Annotated in this window: 21 protein-coding genes; 5 read left to right on the top strand and 16 right to left on the bottom strand. The window is 67.1% G+C overall.

Annotation, left to right across the window (positions count from 1 at the left end; all coding sequences use genetic code 11):
• Window positions 1-13: 13 nt before the first annotated feature.
• The 8 genes from CAL12_RS01225 to CAL12_RS01190 form a co-directional block, all read right to left on the bottom strand.
• On the bottom strand, window positions 14-847 hold the full coding sequence (locus CAL12_RS01225) for a transporter substrate-binding domain-containing protein (RefSeq protein WP_232464665.1): 834 nt from the start codon (window positions 845-847) through the stop codon (window positions 14-16).
• Between the two features lie 229 nt (window positions 848-1,076).
• Window positions 1,077-1,787, bottom strand: a complete 711-nt coding sequence (locus tag CAL12_RS01220) for an aspartate/glutamate racemase family protein (RefSeq protein WP_086062812.1) — start codon at window positions 1,785-1,787, stop codon at window positions 1,077-1,079.
• Window positions 1,788-1,839: 52 nt separating this feature from the next.
• Complete coding sequence (locus CAL12_RS01215) at window positions 1,840-3,168, bottom strand: FAD-dependent oxidoreductase (RefSeq protein ID WP_157792853.1); 1,329 nt, start codon at window positions 3,166-3,168, stop codon at window positions 1,840-1,842.
• Window positions 3,155-3,421: a 2Fe-2S iron-sulfur cluster-binding protein gene (locus tag CAL12_RS01210; RefSeq protein ID WP_086062810.1), complete on the bottom strand. Its 267-nt coding sequence runs from the start codon at window positions 3,419-3,421 to the stop codon at window positions 3,155-3,157. The genes CAL12_RS01215 and CAL12_RS01210 overlap by 14 nt, the downstream gene beginning before the upstream one ends.
• The gene (locus CAL12_RS01205; RefSeq protein WP_086062809.1) at window positions 3,418-4,623 is read right to left on the bottom strand and encodes an NAD(P)/FAD-dependent oxidoreductase; all 1,206 of its coding nucleotides are present in this window, start codon (window positions 4,621-4,623) and stop codon (window positions 3,418-3,420) included. Before CAL12_RS01205 ends, CAL12_RS01210 begins: the two co-directional genes overlap by 4 nt.
• A 96-nt stretch (window positions 4,624-4,719) precedes the next feature.
• The gene (locus CAL12_RS01200; protein ID WP_086062808.1) at window positions 4,720-5,865 is read right to left on the bottom strand and encodes a DSD1 family PLP-dependent enzyme; all 1,146 of its coding nucleotides are present in this window, start codon (window positions 5,863-5,865) and stop codon (window positions 4,720-4,722) included.
• A gap of 7 nt (window positions 5,866-5,872) precedes the next feature.
• Window positions 5,873-6,892: a tripartite tricarboxylate transporter substrate-binding protein gene (locus CAL12_RS01195; RefSeq protein WP_232464664.1), complete on the bottom strand. Its 1,020-nt coding sequence runs from the start codon at window positions 6,890-6,892 to the stop codon at window positions 5,873-5,875.
• A gap of 13 nt (window positions 6,893-6,905) precedes the next feature.
• A complete protein-coding gene (locus CAL12_RS01190; protein WP_086062806.1) occupies window positions 6,906-7,574 on the bottom strand; it encodes an HAD family hydrolase in 669 nt (222 codons plus the stop codon).
• 74 nt (window positions 7,575-7,648) lie between these two features.
• On the opposite strand from CAL12_RS01190, the gene CAL12_RS01185 reads away from it, so the two are divergent.
• Window positions 7,649-8,608, top strand: a complete 960-nt coding sequence (locus CAL12_RS01185) for a LysR family transcriptional regulator (RefSeq protein WP_086067607.1) — start codon at window positions 7,649-7,651, stop codon at window positions 8,606-8,608.
• 27 nt (window positions 8,609-8,635) lie between these two features.
• Here CAL12_RS01185 and CAL12_RS01180 read toward each other — a convergent pair whose 3' ends face one another.
• The 4 genes from CAL12_RS01180 to CAL12_RS01165 form a co-directional block, all read right to left on the bottom strand.
• Window positions 8,636-9,178, bottom strand: a complete 543-nt coding sequence (locus CAL12_RS01180; RefSeq protein WP_086067606.1) for an MOSC domain-containing protein — start codon at window positions 9,176-9,178, stop codon at window positions 8,636-8,638.
• Window positions 9,179-9,298: 120 nt separating this feature from the next.
• Window positions 9,299-9,970 carry an RraA family protein gene (locus CAL12_RS01175; protein WP_086062805.1) on the bottom strand — a complete coding sequence of 224 codons (672 nt, stop codon included), beginning with the start codon at window positions 9,968-9,970 and terminating at the stop codon, window positions 9,299-9,301.
• Between the two features lie 51 nt (window positions 9,971-10,021).
• Window positions 10,022-10,990 (bottom strand): Bug family tripartite tricarboxylate transporter substrate binding protein, encoded by a 969-nt coding sequence (locus tag CAL12_RS01170; protein WP_086062804.1) that lies wholly within the window; start codon window positions 10,988-10,990, stop codon window positions 10,022-10,024.
• Window positions 10,991-11,061: 71 nt separating this feature from the next.
• Complete coding sequence (locus CAL12_RS01165) at window positions 11,062-11,919, bottom strand: DUF1932 domain-containing protein (protein ID WP_086067605.1); 858 nt, start codon at window positions 11,917-11,919, stop codon at window positions 11,062-11,064.
• Window positions 11,920-12,232: 313 nt separating this feature from the next.
• Between CAL12_RS01165 and CAL12_RS01160 the strand changes: the two genes are divergently transcribed.
• Both CAL12_RS01160 and CAL12_RS01155 read left to right on the top strand, forming a co-directional pair.
• Window positions 12,233-12,895: a GntR family transcriptional regulator gene (locus CAL12_RS01160; protein WP_086062803.1), complete on the top strand. Its 663-nt coding sequence runs from the start codon at window positions 12,233-12,235 to the stop codon at window positions 12,893-12,895.
• A gap of 125 nt (window positions 12,896-13,020) precedes the next feature.
• The gene (locus CAL12_RS01155) at window positions 13,021-13,488 is read left to right on the top strand and encodes a MarR family winged helix-turn-helix transcriptional regulator (RefSeq protein WP_086062802.1); all 468 of its coding nucleotides are present in this window, start codon (window positions 13,021-13,023) and stop codon (window positions 13,486-13,488) included.
• 55 nt (window positions 13,489-13,543) lie between these two features.
• Here the strand turns inward: CAL12_RS01155 and CAL12_RS01150 are convergent, their stop codons facing one another.
• The 4 genes from CAL12_RS01150 to CAL12_RS01135 all read right to left on the bottom strand — a co-directional run bounded on the left by CAL12_RS01150 (window position 13,544) and on the right by CAL12_RS01135 (window position 19,921).
• Window positions 13,544-14,860, bottom strand: a complete 1,317-nt coding sequence (locus CAL12_RS01150; protein ID WP_086062801.1) for an MFS transporter — start codon at window positions 14,858-14,860, stop codon at window positions 13,544-13,546.
• Between the two features lie 57 nt (window positions 14,861-14,917).
• Window positions 14,918-18,103: a cytochrome c gene (locus CAL12_RS01145; RefSeq protein ID WP_086067604.1), complete on the bottom strand. Its 3,186-nt coding sequence runs from the start codon at window positions 18,101-18,103 to the stop codon at window positions 14,918-14,920.
• Window positions 18,100-18,663 carry a (2Fe-2S)-binding protein gene (locus CAL12_RS01140; RefSeq protein ID WP_086062800.1) on the bottom strand — a complete coding sequence of 188 codons (564 nt, stop codon included), beginning with the start codon at window positions 18,661-18,663 and terminating at the stop codon, window positions 18,100-18,102. The genes CAL12_RS01145 and CAL12_RS01140 overlap by 4 nt, the downstream gene beginning before the upstream one ends.
• A gap of 100 nt (window positions 18,664-18,763) precedes the next feature.
• Window positions 18,764-19,921 (bottom strand): FAD-dependent monooxygenase, encoded by a 1,158-nt coding sequence (locus tag CAL12_RS01135; RefSeq protein ID WP_086062799.1) that lies wholly within the window; start codon window positions 19,919-19,921, stop codon window positions 18,764-18,766.
• Window positions 19,922-20,194: 273 nt separating this feature from the next.
• Here CAL12_RS01135 and CAL12_RS01130 point away from each other — a divergent pair, with 273 nt between their 5' ends.
• Together CAL12_RS01130 and CAL12_RS01125 are read left to right on the top strand one after the other, a co-directional pair.
• Entirely contained in the window at window positions 20,195-20,968 is a 774-nt protein-coding gene (locus CAL12_RS01130) for a maleate cis-trans isomerase family protein (protein ID WP_086062798.1), read from the top strand.
• The gene (locus CAL12_RS01125) at window positions 20,968-21,819 is read left to right on the top strand and encodes an alpha/beta fold hydrolase (protein WP_086062797.1); all 852 of its coding nucleotides are present in this window, start codon (window positions 20,968-20,970) and stop codon (window positions 21,817-21,819) included. Before CAL12_RS01130 ends, CAL12_RS01125 begins: the two co-directional genes overlap by 1 nt.
• The last annotated feature ends 13 nt before the right edge of the window (window positions 21,820-21,832 follow it).

The following is a 21,832-nucleotide window of genomic DNA, read 5'->3' as shown; positions in this document are numbered from 1 at the left end:
CCATCCCCGCCGATCAGAACGTGGCTTCCTTGGGGAACAGCTTGGGATCCACGCCGGCCAGCTTCTGCATGTTGTCAACGATGGTCTGCTTGATCAGGCCCTTCGAGCGCTCGGTAGTCAGCCACTGGTTGACGTACTCGGTGAAGGCCTGGTCGGGCTCCTTCTGCACGCCGATCGCGGTGGGCGCGGTGGCGGCCGGCGTGGGGATCACCAGATGGCCCAGCTGGGGCGACTTCGACAACACGGTGGCGGCCAGCAGGATGACCAGGACCTGCGCATCCACGCGTCCGGTCTGCAGCGCCAGCGTGGCGTCGCCCGAGGTCTCGAAGCGGTTCAGCGTCGCCTTGGGCAGCGATTGGGTGGCGAAGGTGTCCTGGTTGGAGCCCTGGTCGACGGACAGGCGGACTTCCGGCTTGTTCACATCGTCCCACGTCTTGGGATCGAAGCCCTTCTTGGCGACCAGCGTGAAGGTGTTCTGGAACAGCGGATCGGTGAAGCCGACGGTCTTCTTGCGCTGCTCCGTGGGCGCCAGGCCGAACATGCAGTCGATCTTGTTCGATTGCAGGTCCAGCACCGCATTGCCCCAGGTGGTGTCGATGGCCTGCAGTTTCACCCCCATGGATTCGGCCAGCTGATTGGCGAAGTCCACGCAGAACCCCTGCCATTGCCCGGTGGCGACCGATTTGACGAAGTAAGGCGCGGCGCCCGCGACGAAGCCGGTGCGCAGGACCTTGGTGCGCTTGATGCGCGCCATGGTCGATTCCGTCTGCGCCAGCGCCGGCATCGAGATCATCGATCCCAGGCCGAACGCGCAGGTGGCCGATACGAAACTTCTACGTGTGATCAAGGAATTCTCCTGAAGGCGTAAGCGCCTGGAAGCGTCAAGAACGTCCGGCGCGTCAGGCCCGGACATATCCACCGGAAGGCATTCTAATCGCGCCCATCCGTCCACCAGGGCCCGAAGGCCCGGAAATCGCGGGGATTTTGGCATCCGATGGCCCGGACGTTGCCGAATTGCCCACCCTGCCGGCCAGGATGCCGGCGGCAATGCGGGCAAACCCTGAATAAAAGCCGGCCTACCGCAGCGAGCCGATGAACCACTTCAGCATGCCGACCACGTCGAATACCGGCACGCCGGTCGCCGCGCGGACGGCGGCGGCGAAGGGCGGCATATTGGTGCACTCGCAGACGATCGCGCCCACATCCGGGTGCTGGGCCATGAGCGCACGCGCGGCGTCCACCATCTCCTTTTCCAGGACGGCGTAGTCCGCCTCGTCGGGCGCCGCCCGATCGGTGAAGACGCGGCGGAACAGGCTTTCTTCCGGCATGCCCACGATGGGCGTAGCGGGGTCGACGCCGACGGCGGCAAGATGCGCCGCGGTCAGGGACTGGCGATCGATGGTGAGTATGCCCACGCGCCGGCCGGCCGGCAGCATGCTCGCCACCATGGGCACCTGCAGCAGGGAGCTGGTCGCCACCGGCACCGGCAGGCGCTCGCTCAGTTCGCGCTGGAACAGGGCCAGGAAACCGCAACTGGTGGTGATGCCGCGCACGCCCAGGTCGACCAGTTCGAGCGCGGCGTCGACGAAGGGATCCAGCAGGCCCCGGCCCCGATCCTGGATCACGCGCTCCGGCGTCGCGCCGCGCACGATCCTGTACTGCAGCGGCACGGACCACGTTGCGCCGTTGCCGATCTCGCCGGGGAAGCGCACGAAACGTGTATCGAGCATGAGCACGCCCAGCGTCAGGCCGTGGACGACAGGACGGGAAGTCGGGTTGGAGGTCATGGCGAACCGGATGGAGTGGAGTCGGGTGGGCAGGCGTGGCGCGGTCGTTCGTTCATAGGTCCCCGGCGTCGGCCAACGCCTTCACGGAGACGGGGCGGATGGGCCAGCGGGGGACATCGCCGTCGATCTCGGCCAGCGTCAGGGCGTTCGCGTCGTCGCCCGCCCTGGTCGCGGCATGGGCGCAATAGCGTCCCTGGCACAGGCCCATGCCGATGCGGCCGACCAGCCGGGTCTCGCGCGCGGAAGGCAGGTCCCGGACCGCGAGATCGCGGGCGGTCACGCCTTCGCAGCGGCACAGTATCGTATCGCCATCCACGGGCGGCCGGGCGTTTTCGTACAGGCGCCATACCGATTCCTGGAAAACCTCCGCGGCAAGGCGCCGCGGCGCGCGCGGCGGCGCGCCGGCGAGCCTGGCCATGACCACCGCCGCCACGCGGCGGCCCTCGTCCAACGCGGCGTCCGCCCCCAGGATGCGATGGCAGTCGCCGGCCCTGCCGATGACGATCCCGTGCAGGTCGCCACGCGGAATGCCCCGATCGTTGCAGGCCAGCCCCGCATGCAGCACCAGCACGTCGACCTGGTAGTCCCGCGCTGCTTCGCGCGAGGCCTGGGTGCGGACACGTAGCTGGCCATCCACGCGGCTGATTGCGCTGACGGAGACAGCCGTCAGGTAAGGCACCCGCGCCGCGCGCAGGCGCCGGAAGTAGCCGGCGGCCTCCAGCAATTGCCAGGGACCCGTCGCCAGGCCAGCCATCGCGAGCGGCCGGCGCCACAGCTTCCGCCAGGGGTCGGCAGCCTCCAGCACCGCCACCGGCGCATTGCCCAGCGCGGCGAGTTGCGCGCCCAGGGCCAGCGGCAGGGGGCCATTGCCGGCGACCAGGATGCGGCCTTGCGGCGCCTGCCCGCTTTCCTTCATCTGCACCTGCAGGCCACCGGCCGTGACGACGCCGGGCAACTCCCAGCCGGGGACGTGCGGCGCGCGCTCGGTGGCGCCGATGGCGTAGATGACGGCCCGCGCCCGGACCAGTTTCACCTGGCCGGCGGTGCGGTTGTCGAGCATGCAGACGCCGTCGCCGTCGATACCCAGGAACACCGTCGACGTCAGCAGTCGGATGCGATCGGACAGCGCCGCCATTTGCCGCAGCAGCCTGGCCCAATTGCGTTTGTGCCGTGCCGGCATGGGCACGGCGCTGGGACCGCCGTCATGCGCTGCGCGGTGGATGGCGCCGCCCGCATGGGGACGCTGCTCCACCAGCAAGACCCGCGCACCGCGCCTGGCCGCTTCGATCGCCGCGCTGACGCCGGCGGGGCCGGCGCCCACCACGAGTACGTCGATGCCGGCCGGGGTGCCCGCGCCGTGCCGGTCGTCATGGGCCGACATGCCGCTCTCCCTGGAACGCGCCCGGCGCGACGACCGCATCGGGCCGCGCCGGTGTCAGGCAGGCCTCGACCGCGGCACCGCCGTCGATCGACACCAGGCAGGCCTGGCATTGCCCGATGCCGCAGAAGTAGCGGGCCTGTTGACCGCCAGCGGCGGGCCCGAAGTGTTCGACCCCGGCGCGCCGCAAGGCCAGGGCCACCGTTTCGCCGGGACGGAATGGAATCGCCGTTTCGTTCCAGTGGAAGTGGTTCATGGTCGGGCTCCGGCCGCTGCGGATGCGGGGAACGCGGCGGATATGGTGGATGTGGTGGCGAAGCGCCCCGGAGACAATGCGTCGATATCCAGGTCGCAGCCGCGGCCCAGCGCGATCTCGGCGGCCAGGCGGCCCATCAGCGGACCCAGGCAGATGCCGTCGCCTTCGAATCCGGTGGCGATCGTCAGCCCTTCGATCGTGGGATGCCTGCCGACGATAGGCAGGCCATCGACGCTGGCGGTGCGCACACCCGAAAACGTACGTATCACGCGGCGCCTCTCCAGCGGTGGATAGACGGCCAGCGCTTCCCGCAGGATGCGCGACACGTGGTTCACGGTGGTCTCGCGGTCCGCCAGGCCGTCCTCGCGCGTGCCACCGATCAATAGCTGCCCGGTGTTCAAGGGATCGATCACCAGGCTGACCGGGTCGCGCCTGGAAGCATCGGCATTGCGTTTCGCGGCCAGGTAGGCGGCGGACATCAGCGGCCCAGCGAAGGCGGCGACATTGTCGCTCGCCCGGTCCGTGATGATGATCTGGCCTTTGCGGGGAATGAGGATGTCGCCCAGGCCCGCCAGCGCGGTGGACCCCAGGCCGGCGGCGATCAGCACCGCGTCGCCGTCATAGTCGCCGGCATCCGTCGCCACGCCCAAGGCCCGGCCGCGCTCGGCCTTGATGCGGCGCACGGGCGCCTGCCGCACCACGCGCGCGCCGGATTGCTTCAGCATGCGATCGACGATCTGGTAGCCCAGCGCGTGGCCATCGTCGGGCACCGCCAGGGCAGCCACCATCGCGTGCGACACGCCCGGCACCGCCCGCGCGAACCCCGCGCCATCCAGGCTTTCCACGCGCACTCCGGCATGCTGCAAGTCTCGCCCGTGCAAGGCCATGATCTCCGCCTCGGCCTCGTTGCGCGCGAACAGGAAGGTCGGTCGTTGCTGGAACAATCCCCGCAGCAGCCCCTGGCTTTCCAGTTCGATGTAGAAATCGCGCGCATGGCGGGCGATATTCATCAGGAAGCCGGGCTTCTTGCTGCCCACCGACACCAATCCATCCGATGCCCCCGACGCCCCGGCCGCCGGCGTCGCCGCGTCCAGCACCGTCACGTCGCACCCCGCCTGCCGCAGGAAATACGCCGCCGACGCGCCCACGATGCCGGCGCCGACGATGACGATATGCGTGCTGGCGCCACCACTCACAATCATCGCTTGCCACTCATCCCTTGCTACTTAAGGGCTCTCAAATATTCTCAACGCCGTTGAGCACGGAAAAGCAGGACGATGATTATAGAGAAGGGCCGATCACCACCCGTGAAAGCGTCCCCACGCGTCCAGCTTGCCGTCCGCCGACAAGGCCTGGTATTGCTCGAACTGCGTCCCCGTGGCGCAGGCGTGGTTAGGCAGGATGCGCAGGCGCGTGCCGATGGGAAAGCGGGCGACGATGTCGTCGATGCCGTCCGCCGCGCCACCGGCGCGCGCGACGATGCCATGTTCCTGGTTGGCGCCGATCAGCAGATAGCCGTCGAGCGCTTGCCCGTCGATGCCGCAGACCTGACCGTACTTGTAATCGCGCTGCTGTTTCGACGTGCCGACGTCGCGGCTCATGGCCATCCAACCGGCGTCGACGATGGCCCAGCCTTTTTCCGCCTGGTGGCCGATCACGGTCGCCAGCACGCTCAAGGCGATGTCGTCCATGGCGCATACGCCGACGTTGTGCATGACCAGGTCGAAGAACACGTACACACCGGCGCGGACTTCCGTCACGCCGTGCAGGTCCGTCGCGCTCAGCGCGGTGGGCGTGGAGCCTACACTGACCACCGGACACGGAATACCGGCGGCGCGCACGCGTTCCGCCGCGCGCACGCATCCCGCGCGCTCCTGCTCCGCCAGCGCCGCCAAGGCTTCCGGCGTGTTCAGTTCATAGCTCGATCCCGCATGGGTCATCACGCCCTTGACCTGCATGCCGGCCTCATGCAGCACCGCCGCAACCGCCAGCAGCTCGTCGCTATCGGGATGCAGCCCCGACCGGTGGCCATCCGTATCGACTTCGATCAGCACGGGAAACCGTTCGTCCTGCTCACGGCCGAACTCGGCGATCTGGCGCGCGGACACCACGCTGTCGGTGATGATGGTCAGATCGCATCCACGGCGGCGCAGCGCCAGGGCCAGCGGCAACCGATGCGCCGCCATGCCCACGGCATAGAGGATGTCATCGATCCCGGCCGCAAAGAACTGCTCCGCCTCTTTCAGCGTGGACACGGTAATGCCACGCGCGCCCGCGTCCACCTGCGCGCGGACGACGTTCTCGCATTTCGAGGTCTTCACATGGGGCCGGAAAGCGACCCCCAACGTATCCATGCGGTCCTGCATGCGCCGGATATTCCGCATGGCGCGCGGCAGGTCGATGATGGCGGCGGGCGTATCGATGGTGTTCAAAGTGGCGTTCATGAGTGCATTAATCCAGCGTATCGACCTTGGCCTTGAGCGCGGGAACGTCGTCGCGCAAACCGCGCGTGATCAGGCCGGTCACGACGTCCGGGGCCGCGCCGGCGCCGGACGGCAGGTCGACACCCACGCCCTGCATCTGTCTACGAAAATCCGGGTCCGCCGCAGACGCCGTCAACGCCGCGGTCAGGCGCGCCATGACCGGCGCGGGCGTGCCGCGTGGCGCGAAGATGGCGTTCCAGGCCTGCACGTTCAGCGCGTAGCCCGCCTCGCTCGCCGTGGCGACGTTCGGCAGTTGCGGCAGCCGCGACGACGACAGCACCGCCAGGGCCTTGATCTTGCTCCCGGCGACCTGCGGCAATGCCGTCGTGGTCTGGTCGCACATGAAGTCGGTCTGTCCGCCCATCAGGTCATTCATCGCGGGCGCCACGCCCTTGTACGGCACGTGGGTCACGTTGACCTTCAGCGACGCCAGCAGGAGCACGCAGCCGTAGTGCGAAATCGATCCCACGCCGGCGCTGCCGTAGGAAGCGCTGTCCTTGTTGGTGCCCAGCCAGGCGACGAAGTCCCGCAGATTGTTGGCCGGCAGGTTGGCCTTGCCGAGCAGCAGCATGGGCGCGGAACCGGCCAGGCCGACCGGCTGGAAATCCGCGATCGGGTCGTAGGGCAGCTTTTTGTAGAGCGCCACGTTCGCCACATGCGTGCCTATGGTGCCGAAGCCTAGGGTATAGCCATCGGGCGCCGACCTGACCACCTTGGCCAGCCCGATGGTGCCGCCGGCCCCTGCCAGGTTCTCGACGATCACCGCCTGGCCCAGGCGCTTGCCCATCTGCTGCGCGAAACCGCGCGCCAGCGCGTCGCTGGGCCCGCCGGGAGGAAACGGCACGATCAGGGTCACGGCACGCTGCGGAAAGTCAGCCGCCGGCGCCTGGGCGTGGGCCGGTTCGGCGAGCAGGCCGACGAACGCGAGCGCGGCGACGGCTATCGAGGCGCGCGCAAGGCGGGTGCGAGTCAGGGGGATACGAATCACGGCGGACTCCAGGTCAGGATGACGCGGGTGGACTTGCATGCAGGGATTGCAGCCAGGCCAAGGCCGGCGCCAAGGTCGCGGCCTGCGCGTCCGGCGCCCTGGCGCCCGCCGGCAATGACAGCCCGACGCGGTTGTGCCAGAACGTCCTCAGCCCGACCGCCGCGGTGCCGAACATGTCGTAGCCCGACCCCGCGACGAAAGCGGCGTCCGACGCCTCGATCCCCAACCGATCGAGCGCCATCCGGTAGGGACGCGGATCGGGCTTGTAGAAGCCGGCCTCTTCGGATGTCACCACGACATCCCAATCGATACCCATGATCGCCGCGGCCCGCGTCCCCAGCACGCGGGAGCAGTTCGTCACCACGGCCAGTTTGCAGTGCGGCCGCAACGCCGCCAGCAGCTCGCGCGCGCCATCCCAGGGCGGCAGTTCGTCCCAGTGCGCCTCCAGCGCGGCGGGCGCCGACAAGGGCAGGCCGGTGTCACGCGCCGCCTGGCGGACCAGCGCCTCGTAGGGCTCGTAGGCGCCGCAGCCGTAGGTCAGCTGCAGATACCTGGCACGCCATGCGCGGCCATGCTCCTCCGAGCCGGCGGCAGCGTTCCAGACGGTCCAGGAGTCCAGCAGCGCCGTCAGCAGATCGAACAGCACCGCGCGTGGATAGGTAGGGGTGGAGGTCGTGTTCATGAGCCGCACTCTACCTGCCAGAACTGCCGCCGTGGTTTAATGCTCCGACATCAATCGTTAAAAAAAATTTAATGATGATCCAGATCGATGACCTGCAACTGGCGGCGGCATTGCTGAACGGAACGTCGCTGACCGCCGCCGCGCGCGCGCTCGATGTCACGCCGCCGGCCCTGTCGATCAGGCTGCGGAAACTGGAGGCCACGCTGGGCGTGACACTGGCTTCGCGCACCGCCAGACGGCTGAGCCTGACGGCCGAAGGCGAGCGTTTCGCCCGCGACGCCAGCGCGATGCTCGCGCAGCTGGACAGCCTGTGCGATTCCCTGCGGCAGGATGCCCGCCAGCTGACCGGCACGCTGCGCGTCTCGGCGCCATTCGGCTACGGACGCCAGCACATCGCGCCCTTGATCGCCGAGTTCGCCAGGGCGCATCCTGCCCTGCGCCTGGAGCTCGAGCTGCGCGAAACGCCCTGGCCCGACAGGCACGATGCGGACGCCATCATCCATATCGGCGCGGTACGCGATTCGTCCTGGATCGCGCGTACCCTGGCATCCAACGAACGCTGGCTCTGCGCAAGCCCCGCCTACCTGCGCACCCATGGCGTGCCCCGCACGCCGCGCGACGTGGTCCGGCACAGCTGCATCTGCATCCGCGAAAACAATGAGGACGTCACCTTGTGGCACGTGCGCCCGCGCAGCGCCGGACGCGGGCAGCGGCGCGCCGAACAGGAAACCCTGCGTATCGCGCCGGCGTACTCCACCAACGATGGCGTGGTCGCGCGACAGTGGGCCGAAGAAGGGCTGGGACTGGTGTTGCGATCCGAATGGGATGCCGCGGAAGCGGTGTCCGCCGGAAGGCTGGTTCGCGTGCTGGCCGATTGGGAGTTCGACAGCGCGCCCATCGTGATGCTGGTGCCTACGCGCATCGGCCGCACGGCCCGCGTCCAGGCATTGATCGAGTTCCTGGAGGATCGCATCGGCAAACAGGCGCCTTCACGCGGACGGCCCGCAGCCAAACGAACGCCGACGCGGCGTTAAGCGGCATTCGCGGGTGTTATAGGACGCTCAGACCCTTTCCAGCGGCCGATGCGGCTCCGCCGGCAGGACCACGCGTATCGCATCGCCCGCCCGTACCGTCCCGCCGGTCAGGACCACGCTCATCACGCCGGCCTTGCGCACCAGGCTGCCATCGGGGGCGCGATCCAGCACCGCCGCCGTCAGGCCTTGCCGATAGGTATCCAGCTGGATGCAGGGATTGCGCAAGCCGGTCACGCGCAGGCTCACCTGCTCGCCGATATGCAGGACGGTATCCACCGGCAAGGCCAGCAGGTCTATCCCGACGGTGGTGACGTTCTCGCCCAGCTGGCCCGGTTCGATCTCGAACCCCTTGCCGGCCAGCTCGGTGAACAGCTCGCTGTGGATCAGATGCACCTGCCGCAGGTTCGGCTGCGTGGGATCCCGCGCCACGCGCGAGCGGTGCTGGACCGTGATCCCGTAATGCGCGTCGTCCTGCACGCCGTAGCCGGCAACCAGCGTGATGGAAGGCAGGACCTGTTTGGAGAATGCATGCGCCGGACTGGCGCTGACGGCGGTGACGTGGGCGGTCATGGGACGGGTCATCGGGCGGAAGCGCCGATTGTAGAGGCCTTGGATGACCGGAAGATGTACGCCCGCTACGCGGCCACCGGGCCGGTGAGCCGGTCAGATGGCCGGCCGCCGCCGACCCGATCAGACGCCCATGCACCCCAGGGTCTTCAGCCGCGCATCGATCCAGCTCGTGTCCAGCCGGTCCGCAGCGATGTCCGCCATCATCTTCTCTTCGACGTGATGCTTCTCGCGCGTGGCCGCCAGCACCTCGTCCACCTGTCCATAAGGCACGCACAGCAGGCCGTCTTCGTCGCCGATGACCAGGTCGCCGGGCTCTATCACCATGCCGGCCAGGGACACGGGTCCATTGATGACGCCGGGACCATCCTTGTAGGGCCCGCGGTGCGTCACGCCGGCGGCGAACACCGGAAAGCTGCCGCGCTGCAGCGTGGCCGAATCGCGGATGGCGCCGTGGATGACGATGCCGGCCAGCTGCCGCCGGGTGGCATAGGCCACCATGATCTCGCCGATGATGGCGTTGGTCAGGTCGCCGCCCGCATCGACCACGACCACGTCGCCCGGCTTTGCCAAGTCCAGGGCCTTGTGCACCAGCAGGTTGTCGCCGGGGCGGCAACGCACGGTCAGGGCCGGACCGGCCATATAGGTGCCGTCGTGCATGGGGCGCAGCGTCGGGCCGCCGGCCGTCATGCGCGACATCACGTCGCTCACGTTGGCCACGGGCAGGCCGCGAAAATCCGCCACGGTCTGGGCGCTGACCGCACGCTGGCGGGTATGGATCTCGAAACCTATCATCGCTTCAATTCCTTCTTGGATGGACGGTCGGCAGGGGAACAAGGCCCGGCCCTATTGCTTCTCGATGCCGGACTCGGTGATGACCGCGCCGAAGGCGTCATAGTCCTGCTTGTAGCGCTTGGCAAAATCGGCGCTCGTGCCGCCCAGCGCCTGATAACCGGCGTCACGCAGTTTCGCCACGAAATCAGGCTTGGCGATGGCCTTGTTCACCGCGGCATTCAGCTGCTGGACCACGTCGTCGGGCGTCTGCCCAGGCGCCATCAATCCCCACCAGATGGTCTGGTCGATCTTCTTGTACCCCTTCTCGACAAAGGTAGGCACGTCAGGCAGGGATTGCGAACGCTGGTCCGCCACGACGCCGATCGCATGCACGGCGCCGCCCTTGATCTGCGACAGCAGCGTGGCGACGGAACCGTTGTAGATGTCGATCCGGCCGCTGGACAGGTCGGGAAAGGCCTGGCCCCAGCCGCGATACGGCACGGTCATGATGTCGATGGCCGCCTCCTTGCGCCACAGCTGGCTGATCAGGTCGCCGCTCGAACCGACGCCGGGCACGCCCACGGAAAGACGGCCGGGATTCTTCTTGGCGAACTTCTCCACGTCGTCAATCGTGTGGTACGGCGACTTGGGCATGGTCACGTAGACGCTCGGCGACGATGCCACCAGGACGACCGGCTTGAAATCCTTGAAGGTGTCGTAGGTCAGCTTTTTGTACAGCCACGGATTCAGCACGACGTTGTCGGTCTGCGCCATGACCAAGGTATGGCCGTCCGGTTTCGCTCGTGCGACCGAATCGAGCGCCAGGTTGCCGCCGGCGCCGGGCTTGTTCTCGACCACGATGTTCCAGCCCGTGTCGGCCGCCACCGCCGCGCCGAGCATGCGCGTCAGCGTGTCTGTGCCGCCGCCTGGCGGGAAGGGTGAAATCAGCGTGATGGGCGATGAGCCCAGGTCGGCGGCGCCGGCCACGTTGACGGCGCAGGCCAGGGCGGCGCATGCCGCGAGATATGCGGGGTATTTCATGGTTGTCGTCCTCTCGGTGTGCTTGTTCTTTGAACTGCGGCCCAGCCCGGTCAGGGATCAGGGCAAGTCGATCATTCGCGTCGCGCCAGTTGCTCCAGCCAGCGCAGGCTGGAAGCCACGGAGCTGGCATCCTCGGTACCGTCCAGCGCGTCCGCCGTGCGCTCGAACAGCGCGGCGACGCCCGGCATGACGCGCGGCGACAAGCCATCGCGTTCCAGTTGCCGTGTGGCCTCCCGCACTTCCGCCAGGCGGCGGCGGGCATGCACGACGTGGGTACGCACCAGCATTTCCAGGAAGACCCGCAGCGATTGCTGTTCGATGTCCTGCAGCACGCGATACAGGTCCTCCCGCAGGCCCTTGGCCTCGGCCGCGACCAGGCATTCCACCGCCAGCGCTTCGCAGCCTTTCGTGTACACGCTGCGCAGCAGTTTCAAGGTCGCGGCGTCGCCCGCCTGCGTGCCGACCTGCTGGATAGGCGCGCCCGCGCCGCGCATCAGGGTTTCGATCTCCGGTGCGCCATGGCCCGCGCACAGGAGCGGGGTCTTGCCCTTCCCGAGGCTGATGGCACCGGTAATGGCGACGTCCGCGAACACGACGTTATCGCCTTCGGCCAGTTCGGCCGCGGCGCGCATGTCCTGCGGGCTGGCCGTCGTGAAATCGGCATACAGCGCGCCGTCGGCCATGTAGGGCAAGGCGCGGGCGCAGGTCTCCAGCGCCACCGATCCGAATACCGCGCTGATCACGACCTGCGCCTGGCCCAGCCAGGGCCCCAGGTCGTCGTGCAGGGGGATGCCCCTGGCCTCGCAGTATTGCTTCAAAGTCTCCGACGGGCGGGTGTCGCAGATGCCCAGGATGCGGTGGCCCGCGTCTCCCAAGCTGTCGGCGTAGCACCGACCCACTTCCCCGCCACCTATGATGGTGATGTCCATGATGTACAAAAAAAATACAATAGGCGCCATTGTGGGTGTACGGACGCATGCCCGCCAATGCTGGTAAACCCTGATACGGAATTGTGCAACCGCACAAAATACAGCGTTGATCGCGCCAGTCCGTCTTATATGCCCGTTGAATGCCATCGGGCAAGAAAATACAGTTAAAAAACAATTTCCTTAGCCGCGCCGCTTCGGTCCACCGGCCGGCAACGGCATCCTGTGTTAGCCTGCGCGACATCGCGCCCGGGGCCCCGCCGGCACGTCCACTTGTCCGCAAACCTTCCTTTCTTCACGCACGGCTTTACACACCATGGCCAGCGATTCGCATCTCGCCTACGAAACCCTCAAGCACCGGATCCTGGCGGGCCAATACAAGCCAGGCACGCAGTTGAAGGAAGAACCCCTGGCCGACACCTTCGGCATCAGCCGCACGCCGGTACGCGCCGCCCTGCGGCGCCTGGTGGAAGACGGCCTGGCCGTGGCCGAATCGGGCAGAGGCGTGCACGTGGCCGCCTGGACCGAGTGGGATATCGAGGAAGTATTCCAGCTCAGGCTGCGGCTCGAACCGTTCTGCGCCCAACTGGCCGCGGAGCGCCGCAGCGACGACGCGCTGGCCACGCTCAAGCAAAGCAACGAACAAATGGCCAAGGCCATCAAGGCCGGCGGCGCAGGCGTGGCTGACGCGACGCAGGCCGCGAATCGCGTCTTCCATCACACCCTGCTGGAGGCCAGCGGCTCGCACCGCCTGCAGTCCATCCTGGCGACGATGATAGACATGCCTATCGTCATCCGCTCGTTTCACCTGTACAGCCGCGATGAAATGCAGCAGAGCCTGAGCCACCACCAGGACCTGACCCTGGCCATCGAGGACCGCGACGGCGCCCTGGCCCATGACATCATGCAGCTGCACCTGAGCATGACGCGCCGGCGGCTGATGAAGGCGCGCGCGGCGAGTACGCAAGAGACCCCCTGAGGTGTAGCGCGAACAGAACGGGATGCGATCTTGGACATCCCAGCTTGTCGAATCTCCCGCTACCGCACAAAGCGTGTACTGTTGACAAGAATCATCATATTCACGGCATTGCTTCGGATAGGCTTATGCGCAACGTAAAAGGCAAATCCTCGTTCACCAAGGATCGCTATTTGTTTTCTGACCAGATAGGGCACCTGCTGCGGCGTGTCTATCAGCGGCATACCGCCTTGTTCCAGCATTACATACCCGACTCCCAGCTCACAGCCGCGCAGTTTGTCGTGTTGTGTTCGGTGCGGGATCACGGCGCGAGTTCGCTTGCGGATCTGGTCAAGGCCACGGTGATCGACCAGGCCACCGTGCGTGGGGTAGTAGACCGGCTGAAGCAGCGCGAGTTGGTGAAGGTGGATCACGACCCCGTCGACCGACGCAAGGTCGTCATCAACCTGACGCCTGCCGGCCAGGCGCTGGTGCAAGAGATGGAGCCGTTCGCCATGCAGATCACCGAAAGCACGTATGGCAACCTGAACCCGGCCGAACGGCTGGCGCTGGATTTTCTGTTGACCAAAATGCTGAACGGCGACGAACCGGCATAAGGCCGGTTCGTCGCCGTCAACATCGGTGAAAGCAAGGGCGCGCGCCGCTGCCCTGTCAATCCAATGCGCGGTTGCGCGATTCCACGTCCACCGACCAGATTGCGATGGCGCCCGCCACCAGCATGCTGGACAGCACCACCAGCGACAGCGTGAAGTGGCTGGTCATGATGGGCGCGATGATGGCCGGCGCGAACAGCCCGCCAAAACGCGCCACCGCGCCGGCCAGGCCCATGCCGCTGGCGCGCAGGTCGGTCGGATAGACCTCGGGCGTGAAGGCGTACAGCGCGCCCCAGGTGCCCAGGAGCGAGAAGCTCATCAACAGGGTGGACCCGATCACCACGGCGGGCGACGTGCCCAGGCTATAGAGCATGCAGCCGACCGCGCTCAGGATCAGGAAGCCGACAAGCGTGGGTTTCCGGCCCCAGCGTTCGACCCCGTAGGCGGACAGCGCAAAGCCGGGCAGTTGCACCAGCGCCAGCAGCACCAGGAATTCCTGGCCGCGCATGAAGGCGAAGCCCGCGGTGCTGAGCTTGATCGGCAGGTAGACGAAAACGCCGTAGTACGCGATGGAGATCAGCGCCCACGCCAGGAACAGGCCGATGCTGCGGCGCCGGTGGCTGGCCGAGAACAGCGCGAACATCGACGCGTGCACGGGCGTTTCCGGTTGCAGATGCGGCACGTCGACATTGCTGCGGTTGACGCGCGCGACGCGTTCCAGCACCTTGCGTGCTTGATCGGATTTGCCATTGCGGTTCAGGAACATCGGCGATTCGGGAATATAGAAGCGCAACACCAGGCCGATCAGCGCGGGCAGACCCGTCACGAAGAAGATGACCCGCCAGGCATCGTCGCCCCAGGCCACGGCGGCCAGCGCCAGCACGGCCAACAGGATGGTGCCCACGGCCCAGAACGATTCCAGCAGCACCAGCCAGCGGCCACGGCGGTCGCTGGGCAGGAATTCGGCCATCATCGTGTAGTCCACCGGCAGGGTGCCGCCCACGCCGATGCCGGTCAGAAAGCGCAGGAACAGCAGCCACGTGAACTCGGGCGCGAAGGCCGAAGCCACGCCCGCGCAGGCGTCGATGATGACGGCCGCCATCAGGACGGGGCGGCGTCCGATGCGGTCGGCCAGACGGCCGAACGCAAACGCGCCGATCAGCATGCCGATGAAAAAGAACGTGCCGCTTTGCAGCGCTTGCGGCACGGTGATGCCGAAGGTCTTGGCAATGGACGGCGCGCTAAAGCCGATGGACAGCACCTGCATCGCGTCGGCCATCCACACCAGGCCGAAAATTACGAAGAGCCGGTACTGGAACGTGCCGACCCCCGCCGCCTGTATCGCCTTGTCCACGGAAACCAATGAAGCTGACATAGATAAAACCCCTTGATGTGATCGTCGTTGAAGTTGCACGTGTTGTGTCCGTGGTTCCTAATGCTGCTCCGAGAAGTCGCGTAGCCGTTCAATGGTTGACATGGGATCGGGCCAAGCCGGCTCCCCAGGCGCGAAACGTTGCCGCAGATAGCCCACCAGGTCCGCCACCTGCGCATCGTTCAGGCTGTCGCGAAAGGCGGGCATGTAGCCCAATGCGTCCTCGGCCGGATCCTGGATGCCATGCAGGATGACCTGGATCAGGTTGTCCGGCGTGGCGGCGTGGACGTTGGTGTTCGTGCCCAGCAAGGGCCGCGCGCCGAACAGGGTCGGGCCGCTGCCCGCGTCATGGCAGGCCGCGCAGGCGTTCTGATAGACCCGTTCACCGTTGGCGTGGCGGGCTTGCAGGACGTAAAGGGTGGTGGCATTCGGTGCCGATGCGGGTGCCGATGCGGGTGCCGATGTGGACGCCTGTGCGGGCACCGATGCCGTTGCGGACGAGGGAGCCGCCGAGAGTGCGTCAGACGCGGCCGCCCCATCTTGATTCGGCAAATCCATCAGATACGTCGTGATGGCCCGCAGGTCGCTATCCGGCAATTCAGCCAGGCCGTGGATCACCGGCGCCATCGGCCCCGCGGCCACGCCATGTCTTGGCGCGTAGCCGGTCCGCAGGTACTGGAAGAGTTCTTCGCCGCTCCACGCGCGCGGGCCGCTGGCAAGCGCGTTCAAGGCGGGTGCGGTCCAGCCTTCGGCCTCTCCGCCCGCCAGATAGTGCACGCCGGTCTTCTCCGCGCCCAGGCGATTGCGCGGCGTATGGCAGGCGGAACAATGGCCTGCGCCTTCCACCAGATACGCGCCACGCAACCACGCGGCGCTGCGCGTGGGGTCGGGCGTGAAGGGCGCGGCATCGTGAAACAGCGCGTTCCAGCCGGCCAGCAGTGGACGCATGTTGAATGGAAACGCCAGTTGCGTCTTGGGCGGCTCGGCCTTCACGGCCGGTTGCGACATCAGGTAGCCATACAGTGCCTGCATGTCCGCATCGCTGAGCTTGGCGTAAGCCGTGTACGGAAACGCGGGGTAGAGCTGGCGGCCGTCCTGGTGCACGCCCTGGCGCATGGCGCGTTCGAAGGCCGCGTAGGACCAGCGGCCGATGCCAGTGTCGTTGTCGGGCGTGATGTTGGTGGTGTAGATGACGCCGAAGGGGGTGTCCAGCGCAAGTCCGCCGGCGTTGGTCTTGCCGCCGGGCGCCGTGTGGCAGGCCATGCAGTCGCCCGCGGCGGCGACAAGCCGGCCACGCTCGATGGCGCTCGCCGAATACAGTGAAACGTCGGGTCCGGGGGTCAACGGCAAGGCCGGCTTCATCGGCCACAAGGCTACGGCAACGCCCGCCAATCCGGCCATGCCTGCCGCCAGCCATTTCCATCCGCGCGACATGGGGTTGCGCACGCGGGCCTGGCCGGCCAACGCGCGTCGCAAGGACTCGGCCTGGAATGGCACTTGGCGCAGGCGCACGCCGGTTGCATCGTGGATGGCGTTGGCGATGGCCGCCGAGGCGGGCAAAGTCACCACACCGTCAACGTCCAGACTGCCTTGCGCGATGCGCATGGCGGCGGAGTCCGCGCGGCTCAGGTCGCGGTGCTCGTCCCGCTTTTCTAGCGCGCCGGCGGCGACGTTCGGCGAGGGCCGCGCAGGACTCGCCCAGGTATCGAACGCGGCGGGCTCGGCAAGCAGGCGGCGGGCGCTGTCCAGCATCCACGGGGCTTGATGGTCGATGCGAGGGTGATCGGGCGCGTCGATACGCGTATCGATGGTTGCTTCTTGCGCCGAGTGCAGGTGCTGGCTGTCATGCCCCGCCACGACCCGCGTGACGTCGATACGGCCCGTGTCGGGCTGTACGGCCACCTCGGCCACCCAAGCGGTCCAGACCGTACGCGCGGCGCCGGTATCGTCCACGCATTGGACCTGCGCGGTGGCAAAGCCCGTGCCTCGCAGCAGGCCATCCGGCTCGCTTTGCGCTGCCTGCGCGGCCGGCGCCGCTTTGCCCGCGACCTGCGCCGCCCGTGCAGCCACCTGCAGCGCCATATCACGCCCCCTGCCCGGCGGCAGATGAGACAGCCGCCACGCTTGTGGGTCATGGCCCTGGGCTTGCGCCTGTTCGTGCCAATAGCTTTCCTCGGCGAACACCTGCGCGGCGTTCAGCTCTTGCACGCTGGCGCGCAGCGGGAGGCACGCATGCGTGCCCGAGACCACCGGCATGCTGCCGCACAGCGTTGCCTGCGCGGCGGCGCTGGCCTGCGTGGGTTGGCTCAACAGCCGCGCGAGGCTGGGCCGCAGCGCCCACGGCGACCGGGATGTCAGCGCAGCGCCGGCGCCGCCGGTGACGGGATGGGGAATGTTCTCGTCCGGGATGTGTGCATGGAGCGATGTCGCATCCATGTGCGGCGCATCGGGAAGCAGTCCCGACCTGACGCCCAGCATCCGCTCATCGGGCTCGCCCGCGACACACGCCACCGACACCGGCCTGCCCACTGCCTGCGACAACAACGCGGCATCGGCGGCGGCGTCCATCAGGTCCATGGGATGACAAGCATCGTGCCGGTCGGCAGCCGCGCCGTTCGTGCCGTTCGCGAAATTCGCGCCGCCATCCCGCGAAGCGTCATTCGCAAGGCCTTGCGAGCCCACCGTGACGGTGATCGCGGCCAGCGGCTGCTGCAGCAATGCCGACAGTTCTTGCCGGATCAACGCTTGCGTATCGGGCGAGCAGGCCGGCAGCCACGCGCGGGTACGACCGTTCAGCGACCACGCGATCACCTGCGTGCCAGCAGCGGCCGCGGCGGGTGGGGCGCGCAGCGTGTAGAGAATGGGATCGGTGTCCGAGGAAACACCCGACGGCGTATCCAGGAACGCGTCCGAGCGCCCGTCCACCTTCGGCGATTCATCGCCATGAAGTTCCGGTTCCGGCTTCGTCCCTTGCCATTCAGGCGCCAGCGCCAACGCAGCCTGCCGCGCATAGAGCGGCGTCACGGCGACCACGCCCGCGAAATGCCTGTGCCGCACAGCGGCCACCACCCCCGGCTGGCCGTGCACCGCGTCCTGCTGCACGCCCAGCAGCGCACTGCCCCGATAACGCGCACCGTCCCACAAGACCTGGGGTGGACGCAAGGCGACGCCATGCAACAAGTCGGCCGGCAACTCGGTCAGCGAACCCGATGCCCCCGTGGACATATCCACCGAGAACCCGCTCATCGCGCGCACTCGCCCGCCTGGCAGGGCGGGGACTCGGGCGCCGCCGCCGGCACGCCGGTTTCGCGTTGCGCCCGCAACTCCACCGCCCGATGCGCCGCCATCATGATTTCCACATGCGTGCCGCAGCGGCACAGGTTGTGATGCAGTTCGCGGCGGATCGTGTCGTCAGAGGGGTTGGGATTGCGCCGCAACAGCGCTTCCACCGTCATGATCATGCCATTGAGGCAGTAGCCGCATTGCGCCGCCTGGCAGTCGATGAACGCCTGCTGCGTCGCGCCGGGCTGCTGGCGCGTTCCCAGGCCTTCCAGGGTGGTGACCTCGCGCCCTTGCACCGCCTTGATCGGAATGACGCAGGAACGCGCCGCCACGCCGTCGATCAGCACCGTGCACGCGCCGCACTCGCCCAGGCCGCAGCCGAACTTGGGGCCATTCAACCCCAGATCGTTGCGCAGGACGTGCAGCAACGCCGTGCCCGGCGCGGCGGACACATCGACAGCGCCGGCGTTGACGTTCAGCCTGAGCGAAGGCGGCCGATTGCTTGAGTTGACGGGCGATCCCATGGGCGTGGCGCGAATGGACGGTTCGGAAGATATGAAGGGCGCCGCGAGGCGGGCAGGGGCAAGGGCAAGGGCAAGGGCACACCCCTTCAGCGGACGCCCATCAAGCGGCAGCCCGGGGTTTTGCGTCTACCAGCGGTTCGCTGAACACGTCATACCCGAAGCACCACGACGGGTCTTCGTTGGTGCGCAGCCAGGTATTGTCGTGCGAAATTCGTTGTACCTTGCTGGCGCGTTCGGCCCGGTTGGCCTCGTACAGCGCGAACGCGAGCTCGTGATTGTGCACGCCAACTTCCTTGAAGCAGCGCGCCAGCATGGCGCCGTCCTCGATGGCCATGGCCGCGCCCTGCGCCATGTGCGGCTTCATGGGGTGGCAGGCATCGCCCAGCAGCACCAGGCGGCCGCGGCTCCACAGCGGCAGCGGGTCGCGCTCCAGCAGCGACCACTTGGTGACTTCCACCGTGGCGTCGATCAGCGCCTGCACCGTGGGATGCCAGCCTTTGAATGCCTCACGCATTTCAGCCTTGCTGCTGGGCAGCCAACGGTCGTTCAAGTCCCAGTGTTCCACGGGCACGCCAGTGACGTAGTAGAGCTCGTCGGCCTTGCTGGTGACGAAGTACGTCACCAGGTGGCGGTCGTCGCTCCACCACTTCACGCAGGCATCGAAGGGCAGCATGCCCGCCTTGACCTGCGGCGTGGGGAATACGGCGCGATGCGCCAGGTAGCCGGCGTATTTGGGCGGCTCGGGCCCCAACAATTCTTCGCGGATGCGGGAATTCACGCCGTCGGCGCCGATCACGATGTCGGCCTCTTCGGACGTGCCATCGGCAAAGTGCATGACGACGACGTCGCCCCGGTCTTCCACCCGTGTCAGGCTCTTGTCGTAGACCACGGCGCTCTTGGGCAGCGCGTCGATCAGCAAGGCGTGGAAGTCGCCACGATGCACGGTCAGATACGACGCGCCATATTCCTTGATGGCGTACTCGCCCAGTGGAATCCGCGCCAGGATGTCGCCGGTTTCCCAGTGGCGGCTGTACCAGTAATCAGGGTGCGAACCCTGCGCATTGAGCGCGTCTTCAATGCCGATACGGCGCAGGATCTTCATGACGTTGGGCCCGACGTGGATGCCCGCCCCCAGTCGCGAAAAACCGGTCGCCTGCTCATAGACGCGGACATTCAGCCCGTCCTTGAGCAGCAGCGCGGCGGTGGCGGCGCCGCCCAGGCCCGCGCCGACGACGGCGATACGAGGGGATGTAGACACGGAACTTCTCCTTGCTGGATGGTGATGAACCTGAACTCTGCTGGCGAATAATTAGCGTGTACACGCTTTATTTTGGACGGCACCGACTAGGTGGCGAAGCGCACGCACTTAAACAGATCACCAGAATCATGCAGGATTTCACTGAATTAGGTGAAAACCACTACGGAGATCGGACTGGCTATCTGCTTCGCTCTTTGCAAGAATAGAGCGTATACACCTTTTTTAAATTTATCGGAAACCCTAGGTCCGACTTCTATTCACAAGGCGCTCCGCATGGCGAAGACATTCCGAATTGGCCAGATCGTTCCCAGTTCCAACACCACGATGGAAACCGAAGTGCCCGCCATGCTGCAGGCACATTCCTCGTTGCGCCCGGGCGACCGCTTCACCTTCCATTCCAGCCGCATGCGCATGAAAAAGGTGCAGAAGGAAGAACTGGCCGCCATGGACGCCGAAAGCGACCGCTGCGCGCTGGAACTGAGCGACGCGCGGGTCGACGTCCTGGGCTACGCCTGCCTGGTTGCCATCATGGCCATGGGGCGTGGCTACCACCGCGTCTCGCAACAACGGCTGACCGAACGCACGGCTGAAAACGGCGCATCGGCCCCCGTCATCACCAGCGCCGGGGCTCTCGTGGACGCGCTGCACGTGATGGGCGCCAGGAAGATCGCGCTGGTGGCGCCCTACATGGTGCCGCTGACCGAACTCGTCATGGATTACATCGCCGCCGAAGGGTTCGAGATCGTGGACTGGCGCGCGCTGGAAATTCCGGACAACCTGGAAGTGGGCTGCCACGACCCGGCCAGGCTGCCCGCGATCGTCGCCGGCATGAACGTGGTCGATGCCGACGTCATCGTGCTGTCGGCCTGCGTGCAAATGCCGTCGCTGCCCGCCGTGGCGCAAGTCGAAGCTGAAACCGGCAAGCCCGTGCTGACGGCGTCCATCGCCACCACCTACGCCATCCTGAAGGAACTGGGCCTGGACCCGGTCGTACCCGGCGCCGGCGCGCTGCTGTCGGGGGCATACCCCTATTCGAAGGCCGCATAATGACGCACGCCACCGCTACCCACCCCGGCTCCACCTACCTCTACGGCGGCAACGTCCACGCCAACGGCATCCGCCAGCACTATCTGCGCTACGGCGGCGCGTCGGACGGACGCGACGAGCACCCCGCCGTCATCGTCATTCCCGGCATCACCAGCCCGGCCGTGACCTGGGGCTTTGTCGGCGACCGGCTCGGCCGCCAGTTCGACACCTATGTGCTCGACGTGCGCGGACGCGGCCTGTCGTCATCCGGGCCCGGCCTGGACTACAGCCTGGACGCGCAAGCGGCCGATGTCGTCGCCTTCGCCCAGGCCTTGGGGTTGACGCGGTATACGCTGCTCGGCCATTCCATGGGCGGACGCATCGCCGTGCGCGCCGCACGCAGCGCACCGGCCGGTCTCGAGCGCCTGGCGATCGTCGACCCGCCGGTCTCCGGGCCTGGCCGCCGCGCCTACCCGGCGAATCTGGCGTGGTACGTCGACTCCATCCGCCAGGCCACCCAAGGCATGTCGGCCGAGGACATGCGCGCGTTCTGCCCCACCTGGACCGACGCGCAGCGCCAGCTGCGCGCAGAGTGGCTGCACACGTGCCATGAACCGGCCATAGTGCGGAGCTTCGAAGACTTCGGCCGCGACGACATCCATGCCGACCTGCCCCGCATCCACGTGCCGATGCTGCTGATGACGGCGGAAAAAGGCGGCGTCGTGGGCGACGACGACGTTGCCGAATGGCAGGGCCTGGCGCCGCAGACGCAGCACGTGCGCGTGCCCGCTGCCGGACACATGATTCCCTGGGACAACGAGGCGGGCTTTTACGCCGCCTTCGGCGACTTCCTGGGCCGCGCGCTTCATTGAAGCGTCCCTCCGA

It is taken from the genome of Bordetella genomosp. 8 (genome assembly GCF_002119685.1).
Lineage (GTDB): Bacteria > Pseudomonadota > Gammaproteobacteria > Burkholderiales > Burkholderiaceae_B > Bordetella_C.
The sequence above is the reverse complement of the archived record's forward strand: the minus strand, read 5'-3'. Positions and strand labels throughout refer to the sequence as shown.